This is a genomic window from Ralstonia sp. 22111, assembly GCF_052045895.1.
GTDB classification, from domain to species: domain Bacteria; phylum Pseudomonadota; class Gammaproteobacteria; order Burkholderiales; family Burkholderiaceae; genus Ralstonia; species Ralstonia wenshanensis.
This window is the reverse complement of sequence record NZ_JBQEPR010000010.1, coordinates 56,570-72,565: the sequence shown is the minus strand read 5'-3', so window position 1 is coordinate 72,565 and position 15,996 is coordinate 56,570. Positions and strand designations below refer to the sequence as shown.

The following is a 15,996-nucleotide window of genomic DNA, read 5'->3' as shown; positions in this document are numbered from 1 at the left end:
CGGTGGCGTCGGCTAGTCCGTGACTTCAAACGCAGCCGGGTCGGCCAGCGCCTCGAGCCGGTGCGGTGCCGTGGGTTTGACGGCCGTCGCCGTCATCGCTTGGAGCATGAGCCGCTCGCGCACGCTGCCCAGAAAATCAGCGCGGTGGCGGCGCAAGACAAAATCGCGGTAGTTGTCCGTTTCCAGTGCGTGCCATGCCGCCTGACGGCCGGATTCCGAGCGCATGCGCGCCGCTTCCTGTGTGTGTGTTTCGATGCGGGCGTTGGCGGCGGTCAGCGGGGCATAGCCGTAGCGGGCCATGTCGTCGCGCGCCAGGGTTTCGATGAGCGTGATTTCATCCATCGACAACTGCTGGTGGAATTTGTCGATATTGGCCGTGATGGGCGCGAAGCAGTTGGACGTCCACAACGCTGACAACCGCGAAATCTGCCGCGCTTCGGCCGAGCGCGAGACATCGAGCATCTGCGGCAGGAAATCGATCTCCAGGAAAGCACAAACGCGGCGCAACGTGCTTTCCTGGTCGACCAGGAAATCTTCATAGCGGATGGTGCACGTGCGCTCCGGATACTGGGCGATGAGCGCGTTGGCGGCGCGGTGCGCGGCCACCCAGGTCTGCGTGTTCAGCAGCGTGTCGAAGTCGTGGATGATCGCGCGGTTCATTGACGCGACTTGGGCGCGTGGGTCCCGCACGACATTCAGGAAGCGCATGTCTGGGAAGAGCGTCATCAGCTCGGCGGCGTAGTGCACGCTGTCGAGTGATTTGTCCATGACGACGCGGGCACCTTGCTGCGCGCCCGCACGCAGCAGCAGTTCCCACACCACGCGGTGCACGCTGCGCGGTTGGTTGCGCAAGGCTTCGAACACCTCCACCGGATCAAACACCATGCCGGGCCACTTCACCATGCTCGCTGCCTGCAGGCCGATCACGTCGGTCACGAGGCGGAAGTAGGCGCGATCGTCCTGCAGGTCGCCGTACAGCGGCACCAGCGGCATGAAGTCGACGATGTGCAGCGGATACGGCGCGTAGAACGCGGGGTTGAAGTTCAGCCGCAGGCGCAGCGCATGACTGCCGCAGCGGCGCAGCGGAATCATCAGGACGGGGCGTGGCAGGGCGGTCATCGAACGGTCTCCGGTTGGCGATTGTCCAGCCAGGCGGACAAGTGAGCGTGCAGCGCGGCCGTGGCTGCCAGCAGTGGCATGGCGCCGGTATCGAGCCGCAGCGACGGCGCCTCCGGTGCCTCGTACGGCGACGAAACCCCGGTGAATTGCGGGATCTGCCCGCCTCGCGCTCGGGCGTATAGCCCCTTTGGGTCGCGCGCCTCGCACACATCGAGCGTGGTGCAGACGTGCACTTCCACAAACCGGTCTGCGCCGATGATCTCGCGCGCCATCTCGCGATCGGAGCGCAGCGGCGAGATGAACGCCGTCACGACGATCAGGCCGACGTCGTTCATGAGGCGCGCCACCTCGGCGGCGCGACGCAGGTTCTCGGTGCGGTCGGCTTCAGTAAAGCCGAGATCGTGGTTCAGGTGGTGGCGCAGGTTGTCGCCGTCGAGCACGGCGCAGCGCTGGCACGTCTCGTACAGGTGCTTTTCCAGCGCATAGGCGAGGGTGGACTTGCCCGCGCCGCTCAGGCCCGTGAGCCACAGCGTGAGCGGCGCATGACCGAACTGATGCGCGCGGGCTTCGTCAGCCACAGCGCCGGCATGCCAGTAGACATTCCGTGCGCCGGGGCTGGCGCAGGAAGAGAGCGCAGGCTTCATCTCGGCGTCCTCCGCGTCAGGCCGGCAACAGGGCGGGTTGGTGATAGCCGATGCGCGCTGCTGCGGGGGCTGCCGCTTTCGCCTGGTTTGTCAGCTTGAATACGCTCACCACGCCCACCAGTCGGCTCGACTGCTCGCGCATCGATTCCGCTGCTGCGGCCGCTTCTTCAACCAGCGCGGCGTTCTGCTGCGTGACTTCGTCCATTTGCGTGATGGCGCGGTGGATCTGGTCGATGCCGCTGGCCTGCTCGTCGGTCGCGCCCATGATTTCGGTCACGATGGCAGTTACGCGGTGGATGCTGGTCACGACATCCTGCATCGTGGTGCCGGCTTGTTCCACCAGCGTGCTGCCGGCGTCGACATGGTTGGCAGAGTCGTTGATCAGCAACTTGATCTCTTTGGCTGCCGCAGCAGAGCGTTGCGCCAGCCCGCGCACCTCGCTGGCGACCACCGCAAAGCCGCGTCCCTGCTCCCCGGCACGGGCCGCTTCCACGGCTGCGTTGAGTGCGAGGATGTTGGTCTGGAAAGCAATGCTGTCGATCACGCCGATGATCTCGCTCACCTTGCGTGCCGATTCGCTGATCGCGCCCATTGTGTCCACCACGCGCGCCACCACCGTACCGCCTCGCGTAGCGACCTCGGCAGCCGTGGCGGCGAGCTGGTTGGCGTGCCGCGCATGATCGGCGTTCTGCTTGACGGTGGCGTTGAGCTCTTCCATCGACGCGGCGCATTCCTCCAACGCCGAGGCCTGTTCCTGCGTGCGGGTCGACAGGTCGAAGTTGCCGGTGGCGATCTGCTCAGATGCCGTGGCCAGCGTGTCGGTGCTGGTGTGTACCTGTTCGGCAATCGTCGCGAGGCTGTCGCGCATGCGCTTCATGGCGTGCATGAGGCTCGTCTGATTGTCGTCGCGCGTCGGTATGGCCACGGCCAGGTTGCCGCCGGCGATCTGGCTGGCAATGTCGGCCACCGTGCCGGGCTCGCCGCCGAGCTTGCGCAGCAGCCCGCGCGTGATGAGGACGCTGGCCGCGAGACTCACGAGCAGTGCCAGCACGCTCAGCGCCAGTAGCCAGTTGCGGCTGTCGATGTAGCTCGACTTGGCCTTGGCGGTGTTTTCGTCGTTGAGCTTTTCTTCAAACGCCTGCAGCTTGCCGAGCAGATCCCACCAAGCGCGCTGCACCGGGCGGAATTCGAAGCGCAACACCTTGTAGGCGTCTTCCTTGTGGCCGGCGGCAATCAGCGCCTTGACGCGCGCTGCGAACGGCGCGGCCAATTCAGCCTGCTGCCGGATTTGCGCAAGCAGCGTTTTTTCTTCGGCGGTGGTGTCCGGCAACGTGTCGAACATGCGGCCAAGCTTGCGGTCGGCTTCGCTGTACAGGGCCTCCTGCTTATCAACGCGGCTCAGTTCGATCTGGATTTCGTCATGCTGCTCCAGCAGCACGATATTCCGGTAAGCCAATGCCCGTTCAGTAACGCTCGAATACATTTTTGCAGCGAGCTTGGCTTCCACGGCGTTGATTTCCGTAGTGTCCTCCAGCAGCCGTCGAAAATCTGACATGCGCTGCAGGCTGAATGCCATCAGCAGCACGAGCAGCCCCATCGTTAAGCCAAAACCCCACGCCAGTTGGGTGGCCACCTTCATTTTCGAGAAGCGCATCTTTGTCCCCGTCATAATCGATAACGAATGCACTATCGAGCGGTATGGCGGGAGCTTGAGTGATTTAAATCAAATTACTCAATATGCGTAATGGCACGTCGGACTGGCATCACAAAATAAGACTGGGAATATCGATGACGCTTTTTGCAGATATTATTTTATTGAAATGACTTGCATTAAATTGCGAGCAATCCAAATGCGCCGCGCAAAACAAAAACGCCCGGGGGGAACCGGGCGTTTCTTGTTGGGCGAAGCAGTTACACCGTGCGCTTTTGCGGCACCAGCGAGCGCCAGAAGCGCTGTCCAAACCGGCGCACATCGCGCAGGTTGCGCTTGAGCATGTAGTCCAGGTCGGCCACTTGTTCGTCGATGGCTTCCGTCAGCAGGCTCATCGTGTCGGCGGGCGGCAATTCGAGATAGGCATCGGCTTCGCCATAGGCGTACTGCACGCGCATACCCGCCTTCTTGGCGATGTGCATCATGGCTGCATTGCGCGACAGGCAGTGCATGTACAGCGTACGCACCTTGGTGTTCTGGCCATGCATGGCGGCACGTTGGAACAGCGCGCTGCCCACGCCCTTGCCGCGCGCCGATTCCGACACCGACACGCCGAACTCCGCCACGCGCCCTTGCGGATTGTCGCGCAGGTAGGCGAGGTGGCCCACGCCCGTCAGCTCCAGACGCTCGTCGTAGACGCCAAAGACCTTGTCGTGGTCGAAATCGATGCTGTCGACGTACGCCTCGATCACGTGATCCCGCACCACCTGGCCGAATCGCAGCAGGCGGTCTTCCTCGCCCAGGGCGAGCAGGTGTTTGAGCAGGCGCGACCGGTGGTGCGCAGCAAGCTCGCGCACCAGCACGGTGGAACGCGGCGCGCCTTGCGCTGCTTCCGTTTTGTCGATGTCGTCCTGGGTGACGACGCCGATGGCCTTGCTCAGCTCGAGCGGGTTCACGACACGGTTTCCTGTTCTGATCGCGCCTTTCAGTGGAAGGCTGCGAAGTGATGAGTCGGAGGCGCGGATGGCACCTCCGGGGCACTCAATCGGGTGCAACTGAGTGTTGTGCAATGCACCATGCTATTGTAGTGCAATCAGGGTTTCCCCGTAAGTCTGGTGTCAGACTTTCCAGAGGATTTCCCGGTAAATCATTGATTTAACGCATCCGACGGTGGGTTCCAGAGGTGTGGCGTGGCAACAACGTAAATGCTGCATCGCGCAAAAGCGAGCGAAGGCGCGCTTTCCGGGTGCTCTGAAAGTTACATCGCCCAGTTACCTGCAGCCGCCGTTCGTAACGCCGCTCAACAATAGCCGTGCGAAGATGCGCCATCAAGACGCCCCAGCCTCCTGATTTTCCATGACGCCCTCGCGCATTCTTGTGATCTACGCGCATCCTGCGCCGCGCCGTTCGCGCGCCAACAAGCCGCTCGCGCGTGCCCTGGCCAGCCTGCCTGGCGTGGCCATGCACGACCTGTACCGGCAGTACCCGGATTTCGACATCGATGTGCGTGTTGAGCAGGAAGCGGTGGAGGCGGCGGAGTTGCTCGTCTTCCAGTTTCCGGTGCAGTGGTACGCCACGCCGTCGCTGCTCAAGGAATGGATCGACGTGGTTCTGGAGATGGGCTGGGCCTACGGGCCGGGGGGCATGGCGCTGCGCGGCAAGCACCTGATGGTGCTGGCCACGACCGGCGGTCGCGCGCATTCCTACAACCCGGATGGCGTTCACGGCCACACGTTCGACATGTTCCTGCTGCCGCTGCAACAGACGGCTGCATTGTGCGGCATGCAATGGCAGCCACCGCACGTGCTGCACGATGCCGACGATGTGTCTTCCGATGTCATCGACGCCCATATCGCCCAGGTGCGCGCCGCGCTGCAACCCTGGCTCCCGACCGACGCCGACTCCGTCGCCTGACGTTTCCGATCTCCTCCCTGCCTATGCAATCGCACGATCTGCTCGTCAATTTCGTCATCTACCTGGCTGCGGCCGTGGCGGCAGTGCCGCTCGCGCGTCGGCTGGGGCTGGGCTCGGTGCTCGGCTATCTGCTGGCGGGGGTGATCGTGGGGCCGTGGGGCTTGCGGCTCATCACCAATGTGCAGTCGATTCTGGATTTCTCGGAATTCGGCGTCGTGCTGATGATGTTTGTGATTGGCCTGGAGCTGGAGCCGGCGCGGCTGTGGTCGCTGCGGCGGAGCATCTTCGGTTACGGCGGGCTGCAGATTCTGGTGTGTGCGCTGGCCGTCGGGCTGGCGGTCATGGCGGTGGGCCACCCGTGGCGCGCGGCTGTGGTGGCGGGGCTGGGGCTGGCGTTGTCGTCCACGGCGATTGCGCTGGCTACACTTTCCGAGCGCAACCTGATGCGCACGCCGGCGGGCACGGCCAGTTTCGGCATTCTGCTGTTCCAGGACATTGCCGCCATTCCGATGATCGCGTTGCTGCCGCTGCTGGCAACCGAGGCAAGCGACGCGTCCGGCGGTCATAGCTGGGTGGCGGCGGCCAAGGCAGTTGGCGTGGTGGCGGCCGTGATCTTTGGCGGGCGCACGGTGTTGCGGCCGGTGCTGCGCGCCATTGCCCGTACCAACATGCGCGAGATGTTCACTTCGTTCTCGCTGCTGCTGGTGGTGGGCATTGCGCTGCTGATGCACAGCGTGGGCTTGTCGATGGCGTTGGGCGCTTTCATTGCCGGCGTGCTGCTGGCCGATTCCGAATACCGTCACGCGCTCGAAACCGACATCGAGCCGTTCAAGGGACTGCTGCTCGGCCTGTTTTTCCTGGCGGTCGGCATGTCGATCGACTTTGGCGTGCTGATGCGCCAGCCGTTGGCCGTGATCGGGCTGGTTGCGGTGTTCTTGGCGGTGAAGATTGGCGCGCTGCGCCTGCTGGCCACCCGCTTTGGCATTGCGCGTGGGCAGGCATGGCTGTTTGCATTCCTGCTCTCGCAAGGCGGTGAATTCGCGTTTGTTGTATTCGGCCCCGGTGTAGCTGGCAACGTGCTCGGGGCGGAGACGGCCGCTGCGCTCAACCTCGTGGTGGCGCTGTCGATGGCCGCGACGCCATTGCTCCTGCTGCTGCACGACAAAGTGCTGGTGCCGCACCTGATGGATGGCAAGAAGCGCGCGCCCGACGCCATCGAGCCTCAGGATAACCAGGTCATCATCGCGGGCTTCGGCCGTTTCGGGCAGATCGTCGGCCGCATGCTCTACAGCCAGGGCTACAGCGCCACCGTGCTCGATCACGATCCGGACCAGATCGACATGCTGCGCCGCTTCGGCTTCAAGGTCTTCTACGGCGACGCCACCCGCATGGACCTGCTGGAAACCGCCGGCGCCGACAAGGCCAGCATGATGGTCGTCGCCATCGACGACATGGAAACCAACCTGGAGGTGGTCGACCGTGTGCGCGAACGCTTTCCGCACCTGAAGCTGTATGTGCGGGCGCGCAACGTGTCGCACGTGTACCAACTGCGCGACCGCGGCGTGGAAGTGATCGAGCGGGAGATGTTCGAGGGCTCGCTCATGCTCAGCCGCCGGGTGCTGGAGGGGCTAGGCAAGGAGCCGTACGAAGCGCACCGCATCGCGCAGACGTTCCGCCGCCACACGCTCAACTCAATGGAGCAGGTCTACCCCGTTTACCGCGATCAGAAGAAGCTCGTGTCACTTGCCCAGCAGGGGCGCGACGAGCTGGCCGAAATGTTCCAGCGCGACCGCACCCAGCGCAAGCGCCTGCGCGAATCCGGCATGCCCTGGGGCGAGGGCGACGTCCATAGCGATGAGGAAGGCACGCAGCCCGATAGCGATCTCGCCAACGAGGTCGACGGCGGCGACGCCGATGCCCCGATCGATTGCCCGGCACGCGCGGGCCTTCGGCGCGACGGCTGACTCGCGCCGGTTACGGTCGCGCTTCATGCGCAAGCCGCGCTCAAACAAAAAGGAGCGCTTTTGGCGCTCCTCGGGGCAGATCCAGGTTTAGGGCGGCACTTACACGGCCACGCTCACGTTGCGCCGCAGTTCACAGGTGCTGAGCGAATCGGCCTCGCCGCGCAGCAGCAACTGGCCGTTGCCGACCAGTTCGCGGCAGCGCCAGAAGACAAACCAGTCGCTGGCAAGCAGCCCGTCGATGGCGCCCATGATGCTGCCGACCACGTCCCGGGCGCTGGCCCAGTCGGTGGGAACGTGCTCCAGGATCACTTCGTCCACCGTGCCGTACGACACCGGCACCAGCGTGTTGCCCTTCCACAGCCGGGTATCGGCGTTCTCGCGCACGGTCTGCTGCCACTCGTAGGCCAGGCGGCCGATGCGCAGCACCGACACCGGCGCGATGGTCGAAAACCGCCGTGCCAGCCGGGCACCCGAATACATGCCGATGGTCGTCAGCGGGCCCTGGCCGTTGGGCGCCTCAAGTTCGCGCACATCCATGCCGACTTCATTGATGCGCTGGGGCGCTTGGTGCAGGTGGAACGCCACCCGGCGCAGCATGAGCTGGTCCGACGCGCTTTGGCCGTGCCAGATGGCGACTTCGGAAGTGGCATCGCGCAGGTCGGCGAGCGACGCAAGCGCGTCGCGCATCTCGGCGGCGAAGTCGATATTGCTGTTGGGCGCCACGCGCTGCCAGAAGCCGGAGCGCGCCATGGCGATGCTATCGACGTCGACCAGCGGCCCGACGGCGAGATCGTCGCGCAGTACGACTACGGAATCGGGGCGGCCAGCCTGTGCGAGCGCCTGCTTGAGCGTGGCGCCGGCAACATCGCCGTTGACGACATGGATGTATTGCATGGCAGCAATTGTAGCGAGAGTGTCAGCCCGGCGCTTTCGTTTTACGCATCTCTATCAGTATTCCTTTGCGCGGTGTCATGCGCCTATCCAAAGGGGGGATAGCACTCGGGCAATGCTCAGGTGGGCGTGCGAAAATCGCCGTTTTGTTGCAGACCATAACTAAGAACAGGTGAGGAAACATTCATGAGAGCCCCGTTGTTGCCCAAGGGCATGCGCCCCGCTGTGCTCGCCGTCGTCGCAATGGTGGGTGTGCTGGCTGCCGGCCATGCCGCCGCCGTGCCGCCGGCTGAAATCTACAAGCGCGCCCAGCAGGAAAAACCGGCGCTGATCGACACCATGAAGACGTTGGTCTCGATCGAATCGGGCAGCAAGGACATCGAAGGCCTGGACAAGATTGCCGGCGTGATCGCCGAGCGCCTGCGCGGTATGGGCGGCGACGTGAAGCTCATTGACCCCAGCGACCATGCCTACCGCATGGCCGACACGCCCGAGAAGATCGGCAAGATGGTGCTTGCGCGCTTCAAGGGCGAGGGCAAGCGCAACATCATGCTGATCGCGCACATGGATACCGTGTACTTGAAGGGGATGCTTGCGCACCAGCCATTCCGCATCGACGGTGAGCGCGCCTACGGCCTGGGCATTGCCGACGACAAGAACGGCGTGGCGGTCATCCTGCACACGGTATCGATTCTGCAGGCCGTCAACTTCAAGCAGTACGGCACGCTCACGGTGCTGATCAACGGCGATGAGGAGATCAGCTCGCCGGGCGCGCGGGCCATGCAGGCCAAGCTGGGCGCCGAGCAGGACGCCGTGTTCTCCTGCGAAGGCACGCGCGTGACGTCCGACAAGCTGTCGCTGGCCACCAGCGGCATCGGCGCGATCCTGCTGGATGTGAAGGGCAAGGCTTCGCACGCGGGCGGCGCGCCGGAGCAGGGCCGCAACGCGCTGTACGAGCTGTCGCACCAGGTGCTGCAGATGCGCGATCTGTCCAAGCCCGAGACGGGCCTGAAGGTGAACTGGACGGTGGCGCAGGCCGGCACCAACCGCAACGTGATCCCCGCCGTGGCCAGCGCCCAGGCCGATGTGCGGCTGCTGCGTGCAGCCGACGCCGACAAGCTCGAAGAAATCGTCAACGAACGCATCAAGAACAAGCTGATTCCGGATACCCAGGTCTCGGCCCGGTTTGAGCGCCGCCGCCCGCCGCTGGAAGCCACGCCGGCGTCGCGCGCGCTGGCCGAGCACGCCCAGAAGATCTATGGCGAACTCGGCAAGACGCTGGAGATTGACGACAAGGCCGAGGGCGGTGGCACCGATGCCGCGTTCGCCGCCTCGAAAACCAAGGCGCCCGTGATCGAGCGCTTCGGTCTGGCGAGCTTTGGCGCGCACTCGAATGACGCCGAATATGTCGACCTGAATTCCATCGTGCCGCGCCTGTACCTGCTGACGCGCATGGTCATGGATGTGTCGCGCGACCGCGTCGGTCCGGCCAGGTAACCGCACTGCAACGCGGCGCGTAAGGCTTACACGCGCCGCAGCACATCTCCTGCGCGAAGCCGCTGCTCAGCGGCTTCCCAACGCCCGGCTGCCGGGTATTCCGCTTGCTTTCCCTTGACGCATGTCCCCAGCTACGGCCGCCCCGGCCGGTGGAGCGCGCGCCATGTCCGAACATCCCTTCCCAGCATCGAATGACCCCGCCGACGAACCGGATGGGTCACCCGCGCGCCCGAGCCGGCGCGGCTTTCTGCAGGGCGCGGCAGCTGCGGCGTCGGCGTTTGCGCTGCCGCACGAGTCGGCCGGCGCGCGCGCTTCTGCGTCTGCCCCGGCACGTTCAGCCGCGTTGGCGCCGGCGCGGCCGGTCTCGCTCAATATCAACGGCAAGCCGTATGCGTTGTCGCTGGAGCCGCGCGTCACGTTGCTCGATGCGCTGCGAGAGGTGCTGGCGCTGACCGGCACCAAGAAAGGCTGCGACCGCGGCCAGTGCGGCGCGTGCACCGTCCTCGTGAATGGGCGGCGCATCAACAGTTGCCTGACGCTGGCGATCATGCACGAGGGGGACTCCATCACCACCGTCGAAGGGCTAGCGCACGCGAAAGACGGCCTGGTCGACCGCGCGGCGCTGCATCCGGTGCAGGCCGCGTTTCTTGAACACGACGCGTTTCAGTGCGGATATTGCACGCCGGGGCAGATCTGCTCGGCCGTGGCGGTGCTGGAGGAGGCGCGCCGCGGCATGCCGAGCACGGTCACCTCGCCGGCGGCAATGGTCAATGACGGCCCCGTTGCGCTGACCGAAGACGAAATACGCGAGCGCATGAGCGGCAACATTTGCCGCTGCGGCGCGTACCCCAACATCGTGGCGGCGATCCGCGTGGTGGCCGCCAAGTCCGGCAACACTGTTTGAGGAGCCGCCATGCAATCGATTGCCTATGACCGTGCGTCTTCAGTGGAGGCCGCCGTGCGCCTGGGCCATGAGCCGGGCGCGCGCTATATCGGCGGCGGGACGAACCTGCTGGACCTGATGAAGGGCGGCGTCGAGCAGCCGCAGCGGCTCGTGGACGTGAGCCGCCTGCCGCTTGCGCAGATTCGTGCGTTGCCCGACGGCGGACTTCGACTGGGCGCGATGGCGCGCAATGCCGATACGGCGGCGCATCCGCTGGTGCGCTCGCGCTATCCGCTCCTGAGTGAGGCGATTGTGTCGGGCGCCTCGGGTCAGCTGCGCAACATGGCCACCAACGGCGGCAACCTGATGCAGCGTACGCGCTGCCATTACTTCTACGACACGGCGTACCCGGCGTGCAACAAGCGGCAGCCCGGCTCCGGCTGCGCCGCGCGGGAGGGCTTCACTCGCATGCACGCCATCCTCGGTGCGAGCGAAGCCTGCGTGGCGACGCATCCGTCCGATATGGCCGTCGCGTTGGCAGCGCTGGATGCCACTGTGGTTGTGCACGGCACGCACGGCGAGCGGCGTATCCCGATCGAAGCGTTCCACCGGCTGCCCGAAGCGCATCCCGAGATCGACACGACGCTCGGGCCCGGCGAGTTGATCGTCGCCATCGATCTGCCGCCGCCCATGTTCGAATCGCATGTGCATTACCTGAAGGTACGCGACCGCGCCAGTTATGCGTTTGCGCTGGTGTCGGTGGCGGCGGCGCTGGCGTTGCAGACGGATGGTCGGACGATCCGGGAGGCGCGCATCGCGCTGGGCGGCGTGGCACACAAGCCTTGGCGCGCGCATGCGGCAGAACAGATGCTGGCGGGGCAGGTGCTGGACGCGCAGTTGTTTGCCCAGGCCGGTGCGTTGGCCGTGCAGGGCGCTCAGCCGCTGCGCGACAACGGCTTCAAGGTACCGCTCGCACAGCGGGCGGTGGGGCGCGCGCTGACCTCGGCGGCCAATCCGACCAATCCGACTGGGGGTGTGGCATGAGCAACGTCGGCCAACCGCTGGACCGCACAGACGGTCTGCTCAAAGTCACCGGCCAGGCGCGCTACTCCGCGGAGTTCCAGGTGCCGCGCCTGGCGCATGCCGTGCTGGTGCAAAGCACGGTGCCCGCCGGCAGAATCACACGGGTCGATACACACGTCGCGCAGGCCATGCCCGGCGTGCTGCTGGTGATGACGCACGAGAACGCACCGCGCCTGCCCAACGGCGGCAAGCCCGCGCTGGAGCCGCCGGCCGGACGCGCTCTGTCTTTGTTGCAGGACGATCAGGTGCACTACAACGGCCAGCCCATTGCGCTGGTGGTGGGCGACACGCTGGAACACGCCCAGGCCGCAGCCCGCATGGTCCGCGTGGAGGTCGCTCAGCAGCCCGCGCGGCTCGATTTTGAGACCGCCCGCGCCGATGCGCACTCGCCCGGCAAGGTGCAGACGCAATCGGCCGACACCACACGCGGCGACGTGGCCGCTGGCATGGCCCAGGCGGTGCAGCGCATCGAGGCTGTCTACGGTACGCCCATGGAAACGCACAATCCCATGGAGCCACACGCGACCATCGCTGTCTGGGAGGGCGATTCGCTCACGCTGTACGACAGCACGCAATACGTTTCGGGCGTGCGCCGCACTGTTGCCAAGACGCTGGGCTTGTCGCCCGACAAACTGCGTGTGGTGTGCCCGTTCGTGGGCGGTGGATTCGGCTGCAAGGGCTCGGTGTGGTCGCACGTGGTGTTGGCTGCGATGGCCGCGCGCCAAGCGGGGCGGCCCGTCAAGCTGGTGCTGGAACGCCCGCAGATGTTCGGGCCGGTCGGCGGGCGCCCGCGCACCGAGCAACGCATCGCCTTGGGCGCCGCCAGCGATGGCCGCTTCACCGCCATCTCGCATGACTCGCTGACCACCACGTCGATGATCGAAGACTGGACCGAGCCATGCGCCATCGTCACCCGCATGCTTTACGACACGCCCAACCAGCGGACGACGCATCGGCTCGCGCGGCTCAACATCGGCACGCCGACGTTCATGCGTGCGCCGGGCGAGGCCACCGGTACGTTCGCACTGGAAGTGGCGCTGGATGAAATGGCCTACGCGCTCGGCATCGATCCGGTGGAGCTGCGTCTGCGCAACGACGCCGCGCAGGACCCGGAAAAACGCATCCCGTGGTCGAGCAAATCGCTGGCGGCGTGCTACCGCGCTGGTGCCGAGCGCTTCGGCTGGGCGCGCCGCAACCCGCAGCCGGGCAGCATGCGCGAAGGCAACACACGCATCGGCTGGGGCATGGCAACAGCCACATACCCCGCCAACCGCAGCGCGGCCGGCGCCACCGCGCGCTACCTGCCGGACGGCACGGCGCACGTCGAATCCGGCTCGCAGGATCTGGGCACCGGCACCTACACGGTGATGACCCAGGTGGCGGCCGATGCCATGGGCATGCCCGTCGACCGAGTGCATTTCAGCCTGGGCGATACGCGCATGCCCGAGGCGCCGGTGTCGGGCGGCTCGCAAAGTGTGGCCAGCGTATCGCCCGCCGTGCAGACCGCCGGCGCGCAGGCTCGCGATGCGCTGATTGCCGCGGCTATTGCCGATGCCAGCTCGCCGCTACATGGGCTGGCCGCAAGCGACATCACCGTGGCCGACGGCATCTTGACTGCGCGCAGCGGTGCGCGCGAGCCCGTGGCTGCCGTGGTCGCGCGCTACGGCCGCCCCATCGAGGCGACCGCCAAGGTGCAGCCGGGCGAGGAGAAGCAGAAGTACTCGATGCACTCGTTCGGTGCGGTGTTTGCCGAGGTGCATGTCGATGCGGACCTGGGCGTGGTCCGCGTCTCGCGCATCGTGGGCAGCTACGGCGTAGGGCGGTTGCTCAACGCCAAGACGGGCCGCAGCCAGCTCATGGGCGGCATCGTCTGGGGCATGGGCATGGCGCTGTTCGAAGAGAGCCTATTCGATACGCGCTACGGCCGCATCGTCAACAACAACCTGGCGGAGTACCACGTGCCCGTCAACGCCGATGTGCCCGACATCGACATCCTCGTGCTCGACGAGGCGGACTCGCACATCAACCCGCTGGGCGCCAAGGGCATTGGCGAGATCGGCATCACGGGCGTGCCGGCGGCCATTGCCAACGCCGTCTATCACGCCACCGGCCGGCGCGTGCGCGAATTGCCGATCACGCTCGATAAGCTCGTCTGAGCGCGCATGAAAAAGCCCCGCTGGCGCATCACCAGCGGGGCCTGAGTGGGCCAAGAGGCGGAAAAACGGAGGATGCCTGGAGACCGGCCCGTAATTGATCAATGCGTAACGACTGCGTGACGAACGCAGTGCATGCCGATCAGCGCATCAATTCGGAACCGGGTACCCGTAGACCGTACCGCCGCCCTCGCGGGAGCGGCCGGCCGGGTCGCTGCGCATGCCGTCCGAATACGGATCGAAGCGGCCGCTGCGTGCGCCTTCTGTATACGTGTCGAAGCGTCCGGTGCGGGCACCGTCGCTATAGACGTCAAACCGTTCGGCCCGCGCATTCTGGCCGAACACTTCCACGCGGCTGGCCTGCGCCCAAGCGCTGCCCGCCGCGAGGGCCCCGACCGCCAACATGGCGGCCAACCCCATTTGCTTGAGTCGCATGGCGAACTCCTTCTTCAACTGATTTTCGGTGCTGTTTTAGGCGTGGTCATTTGATGTCTTGCCACGGTCTACAGCCTAGGTCAGGGGGCATGCCGTATCCACGGTGGTGCGACGAACGGTTTGTTGTCGGTGCCGAAATGATGCAAGTCAGCGTGAACGGCGCTGAATATCGCGCCAATGGCGTAACGCCCCCGGCAATCCCCCAACCTTTTTGACTAATCAAGAGAGCGGTTCAAAGCCGACGGTCCGCGTTGGTGCACCACGGCAGGGCAGTGCACGCTGGCAAGCCTTGCCGTAGGCCGATTTGGTGCGGTGCATTAAGAGCGATGCGCGCGTACCACACTTGGTAGAACGATTCCGTGAATTACTTTGCCGGGCATATGGGCTTTTGTTAAATTTGCGCGGCACTTCCGACACGGAAGTTAAGGAAACGGAGGAGCCCAACCTCATGCACACGGGGTCGGGCGGTTTGAGACAACTCTTTTATTACGAGCCCACATGAAAAAGTCTGCCATTCTGGTTGCAGTTGGCGCCCTGTTCGCAGGTTCTGCCTACGCCCAATCGAGCGTGACGCTGTACGGTATTGTCGATACCAGCATTCACTACATCAACAACGCCAACCAAGCTGGCAACAGCGTGACCCAGATGGAAAGCGGTGCTGTGTCGAACAGCCGCTGGGGCCTGAAGGGCTCGGAAGACCTGGGCGGTGGCAACAAGGCGCTGTTCGTGCTGGAAAGCGGTTTCAACTCGGACTCGGGCCGCATGAGCAGCACCGGTACGCTGTTCAACCGTCAATCGTTCGTGGGCCTGTCCAACAAGGACCTGGGCACCATCACGCTGGGCCGTCAATACAACTTCGGCTTCACGACCGGCGGCAACTTCGACCCGCTGGGCGTGGGTAACTACGACGGCAACTCGTGGATGTACTACGGTCTGACCGGTCTGCGTGAATCCAACATGCTGAAGTACGAAGGCAAGTGGAACGGCCTGTCGGTCGGCCTGGCCTACGGCTTTGGCGAAGTGGCTGGCGCTGCAAGCCAGAACTCGTACGTTGGCGGTACGGTGGCCTATGAATTCGGCCCGGCCTACATCGGCGCCTTCGCACAACAGCACAAGGACGTTGCTGGCAACAAGCAAACCGTGTGGGGTATCGGCGGTAACTACACGATCGCTGCAGCCAAGCTGTTCGCAGGCTACATCGACAGCAGCGACGCAACGGGTTGCGTGAACAGCTCGGCAAACTGCGTCGGCGGCAGCGCTTTCGGCCTGAACATCTACGGCAACGCCACGTCGGGCGCTGGCCTGACCCCGGGCGCCACGAAGCGTCGTGACCACGTCGGCATCCTGGGCGTGACGTATAACGTCACCCCGGCGCTGGCTCTGACGGGCGCGTTCTACTACGACAGCATCAAGAACGCTGCTCTGACCGCCGGCAACGACGGCAAGCGCTACACCGGCGTTCTGCTGGCTGAGTACGCCCTGTCCAAGCGCACGCAAGTGTATGGCACGGTCGACTACAACAAGGTCAAGGACGCAGCTCTGCCGGAACTGTCGGGTGGCGGCAACGCAGCCGGCACTGGCAAGTCGAACCAGACCAGCGTTGGCGTGGGTATCCGCCACATCTTCTAATCGACGCTGTCACTCGATTGGGAATGGAAAAGGCGCCTTCGGGCGCCTTTTCTTTTGCCTGCTGTTTTTGTGCTTCGTCGGGCAAGGTTGCCTGGGCATCCGCCTACAATGTTGACTCCTGTTTCGTTCATCT

General features: G+C 64.9%; 13 protein-coding genes. 7 read left to right on the top strand and 6 right to left on the bottom strand.

The genetic code is table 11. The features are described from left to right. Window positions 1-12 precede the first annotated feature (12 nt). The 4 genes from ACTJK4_RS21410 to ACTJK4_RS21395 form a co-directional block, all read right to left on the bottom strand. Window positions 13-1,119 carry a sulfotransferase family protein gene (locus tag ACTJK4_RS21410; protein ID WP_440818872.1) on the bottom strand — a complete coding sequence of 369 codons (1,107 nt, stop codon included), beginning with the start codon at window positions 1,117-1,119 and terminating at the stop codon, window positions 13-15. Beyond that, window positions 1,116-1,763: an adenylyl-sulfate kinase gene (cysC, locus tag ACTJK4_RS21405; RefSeq protein WP_440818871.1), complete on the bottom strand. Its 648-nt coding sequence runs from the start codon at window positions 1,761-1,763 to the stop codon at window positions 1,116-1,118. Before cysC ends, ACTJK4_RS21410 begins: the two co-directional genes overlap by 4 nt. A 16-nt stretch (window positions 1,764-1,779) precedes the next feature. Next, a complete protein-coding gene (locus tag ACTJK4_RS21400) occupies window positions 1,780-3,417 on the bottom strand; it encodes a methyl-accepting chemotaxis protein (RefSeq protein WP_440818870.1) in 1,638 nt (545 codons plus the stop codon). Window positions 3,418-3,674: 257 nt separating this feature from the next. Then, window positions 3,675-4,370, bottom strand: a complete 696-nt coding sequence (locus tag ACTJK4_RS21395; RefSeq protein WP_232041261.1) for a GNAT family N-acetyltransferase — start codon at window positions 4,368-4,370, stop codon at window positions 3,675-3,677. 400 nt (window positions 4,371-4,770) lie between these two features. On the opposite strand from ACTJK4_RS21395, the gene kefF reads away from it, so the two are divergent. Beyond that, window positions 4,771-5,328: a glutathione-regulated potassium-efflux system oxidoreductase KefF gene (gene kefF / locus ACTJK4_RS21390; RefSeq protein ID WP_260803863.1), complete on the top strand. Its 558-nt coding sequence runs from the start codon at window positions 4,771-4,773 to the stop codon at window positions 5,326-5,328. Window positions 5,329-5,351: 23 nt separating this feature from the next. After that, window positions 5,352-7,292, top strand: a complete 1,941-nt coding sequence (gene kefC, locus ACTJK4_RS21385) for a glutathione-regulated potassium-efflux system protein KefC (protein WP_440818869.1) — start codon at window positions 5,352-5,354, stop codon at window positions 7,290-7,292. Between the two features lie 99 nt (window positions 7,293-7,391). On the opposite strand, the gene ACTJK4_RS21380 is transcribed toward kefC, so the two are convergent. Further along, window positions 7,392-8,186, bottom strand: coding sequence for a DUF1835 domain-containing protein (locus ACTJK4_RS21380; RefSeq protein ID WP_440818868.1), 795 nt, complete (start codon window positions 8,184-8,186; stop codon window positions 7,392-7,394). A gap of 183 nt (window positions 8,187-8,369) precedes the next feature. On the opposite strand from ACTJK4_RS21380, the gene ACTJK4_RS21375 reads away from it, so the two are divergent. From ACTJK4_RS21375 to ACTJK4_RS21360, 4 genes are all read left to right on the top strand, one after another. Continuing rightward, window positions 8,370-9,680: a M20/M25/M40 family metallo-hydrolase gene (locus ACTJK4_RS21375; protein WP_440818867.1), complete on the top strand. Its 1,311-nt coding sequence runs from the start codon at window positions 8,370-8,372 to the stop codon at window positions 9,678-9,680. A gap of 163 nt (window positions 9,681-9,843) precedes the next feature. After that, entirely contained in the window at window positions 9,844-10,584 is a 741-nt protein-coding gene (locus ACTJK4_RS21370) for a 2Fe-2S iron-sulfur cluster-binding protein (RefSeq protein ID WP_260803861.1), read from the top strand. Between the two features lie 9 nt (window positions 10,585-10,593). After that, complete coding sequence (locus ACTJK4_RS21365; protein WP_440818866.1) at window positions 10,594-11,607, top strand: FAD binding domain-containing protein; 1,014 nt, start codon at window positions 10,594-10,596, stop codon at window positions 11,605-11,607. After that, entirely contained in the window at window positions 11,604-13,802 is a 2,199-nt protein-coding gene (locus tag ACTJK4_RS21360) for a xanthine dehydrogenase family protein molybdopterin-binding subunit (RefSeq protein WP_440818865.1), read from the top strand. Before ACTJK4_RS21365 ends, ACTJK4_RS21360 begins: the two co-directional genes overlap by 4 nt. Before the next feature lie 147 nt (window positions 13,803-13,949). Here the strand turns inward: ACTJK4_RS21360 and ACTJK4_RS21355 are convergent, their stop codons facing one another. Next, window positions 13,950-14,234 (bottom strand): hypothetical protein, encoded by a 285-nt coding sequence (locus ACTJK4_RS21355; RefSeq protein ID WP_232041254.1) that lies wholly within the window; start codon window positions 14,232-14,234, stop codon window positions 13,950-13,952. A gap of 498 nt (window positions 14,235-14,732) precedes the next feature. Between ACTJK4_RS21355 and ACTJK4_RS21350 the strand changes: the two genes are divergently transcribed. Further along, window positions 14,733-15,863 carry a porin gene (locus ACTJK4_RS21350; protein ID WP_232041253.1) on the top strand — a complete coding sequence of 377 codons (1,131 nt, stop codon included), beginning with the start codon at window positions 14,733-14,735 and terminating at the stop codon, window positions 15,861-15,863. Window positions 15,864-15,996: the final 133 nt, after the last annotated feature.

What these genes read in the sequence shown, in the direction of transcription:
- ACTJK4_RS21350 (WP_232041253.1), top strand. Translation starts at nt 14,733, where the DNA reads ATGAAAAAGTCTGCCATTCTGGTTGCAGTTGGCGCCCTGTTCGCAGGT.
- ACTJK4_RS21400 (WP_440818870.1), bottom strand. Translation starts at nt 3,417, where the DNA reads ATGCGCTTCTCGAAAATGAAGGTGGCCACCCAACTGGCGTGGGGTTTT.
- ACTJK4_RS21410 (WP_440818872.1), bottom strand. Translation starts at nt 1,119, where the DNA reads ATGACCGCCCTGCCACGCCCCGTCCTGATGATTCCGCTGCGCCGCTGC.
- kefF (WP_260803863.1), top strand. Translation starts at nt 4,771, where the DNA reads ATGACGCCCTCGCGCATTCTTGTGATCTACGCGCATCCTGCGCCGCGC.
- cysC (WP_440818871.1), bottom strand. Translation starts at nt 1,763, where the DNA reads ATGAAGCCTGCGCTCTCTTCCTGCGCCAGCCCCGGCGCACGGAATGTC.
- ACTJK4_RS21360 (WP_440818865.1), top strand. Translation starts at nt 11,604, where the DNA reads ATGAGCAACGTCGGCCAACCGCTGGACCGCACAGACGGTCTGCTCAAA.
- ACTJK4_RS21365 (WP_440818866.1), top strand. Translation starts at nt 10,594, where the DNA reads ATGCAATCGATTGCCTATGACCGTGCGTCTTCAGTGGAGGCCGCCGTG.
- ACTJK4_RS21375 (WP_440818867.1), top strand. Translation starts at nt 8,370, where the DNA reads ATGAGAGCCCCGTTGTTGCCCAAGGGCATGCGCCCCGCTGTGCTCGCC.
- ACTJK4_RS21380 (WP_440818868.1), bottom strand. Translation starts at nt 8,186, where the DNA reads ATGCAATACATCCATGTCGTCAACGGCGATGTTGCCGGCGCCACGCTC.
- kefC (WP_440818869.1), top strand. Translation starts at nt 5,352, where the DNA reads ATGCAATCGCACGATCTGCTCGTCAATTTCGTCATCTACCTGGCTGCG.
- ACTJK4_RS21370 (WP_260803861.1), top strand. Translation starts at nt 9,844, where the DNA reads ATGTCCGAACATCCCTTCCCAGCATCGAATGACCCCGCCGACGAACCG.
- ACTJK4_RS21355 (WP_232041254.1), bottom strand. Translation starts at nt 14,234, where the DNA reads ATGCGACTCAAGCAAATGGGGTTGGCCGCCATGTTGGCGGTCGGGGCC.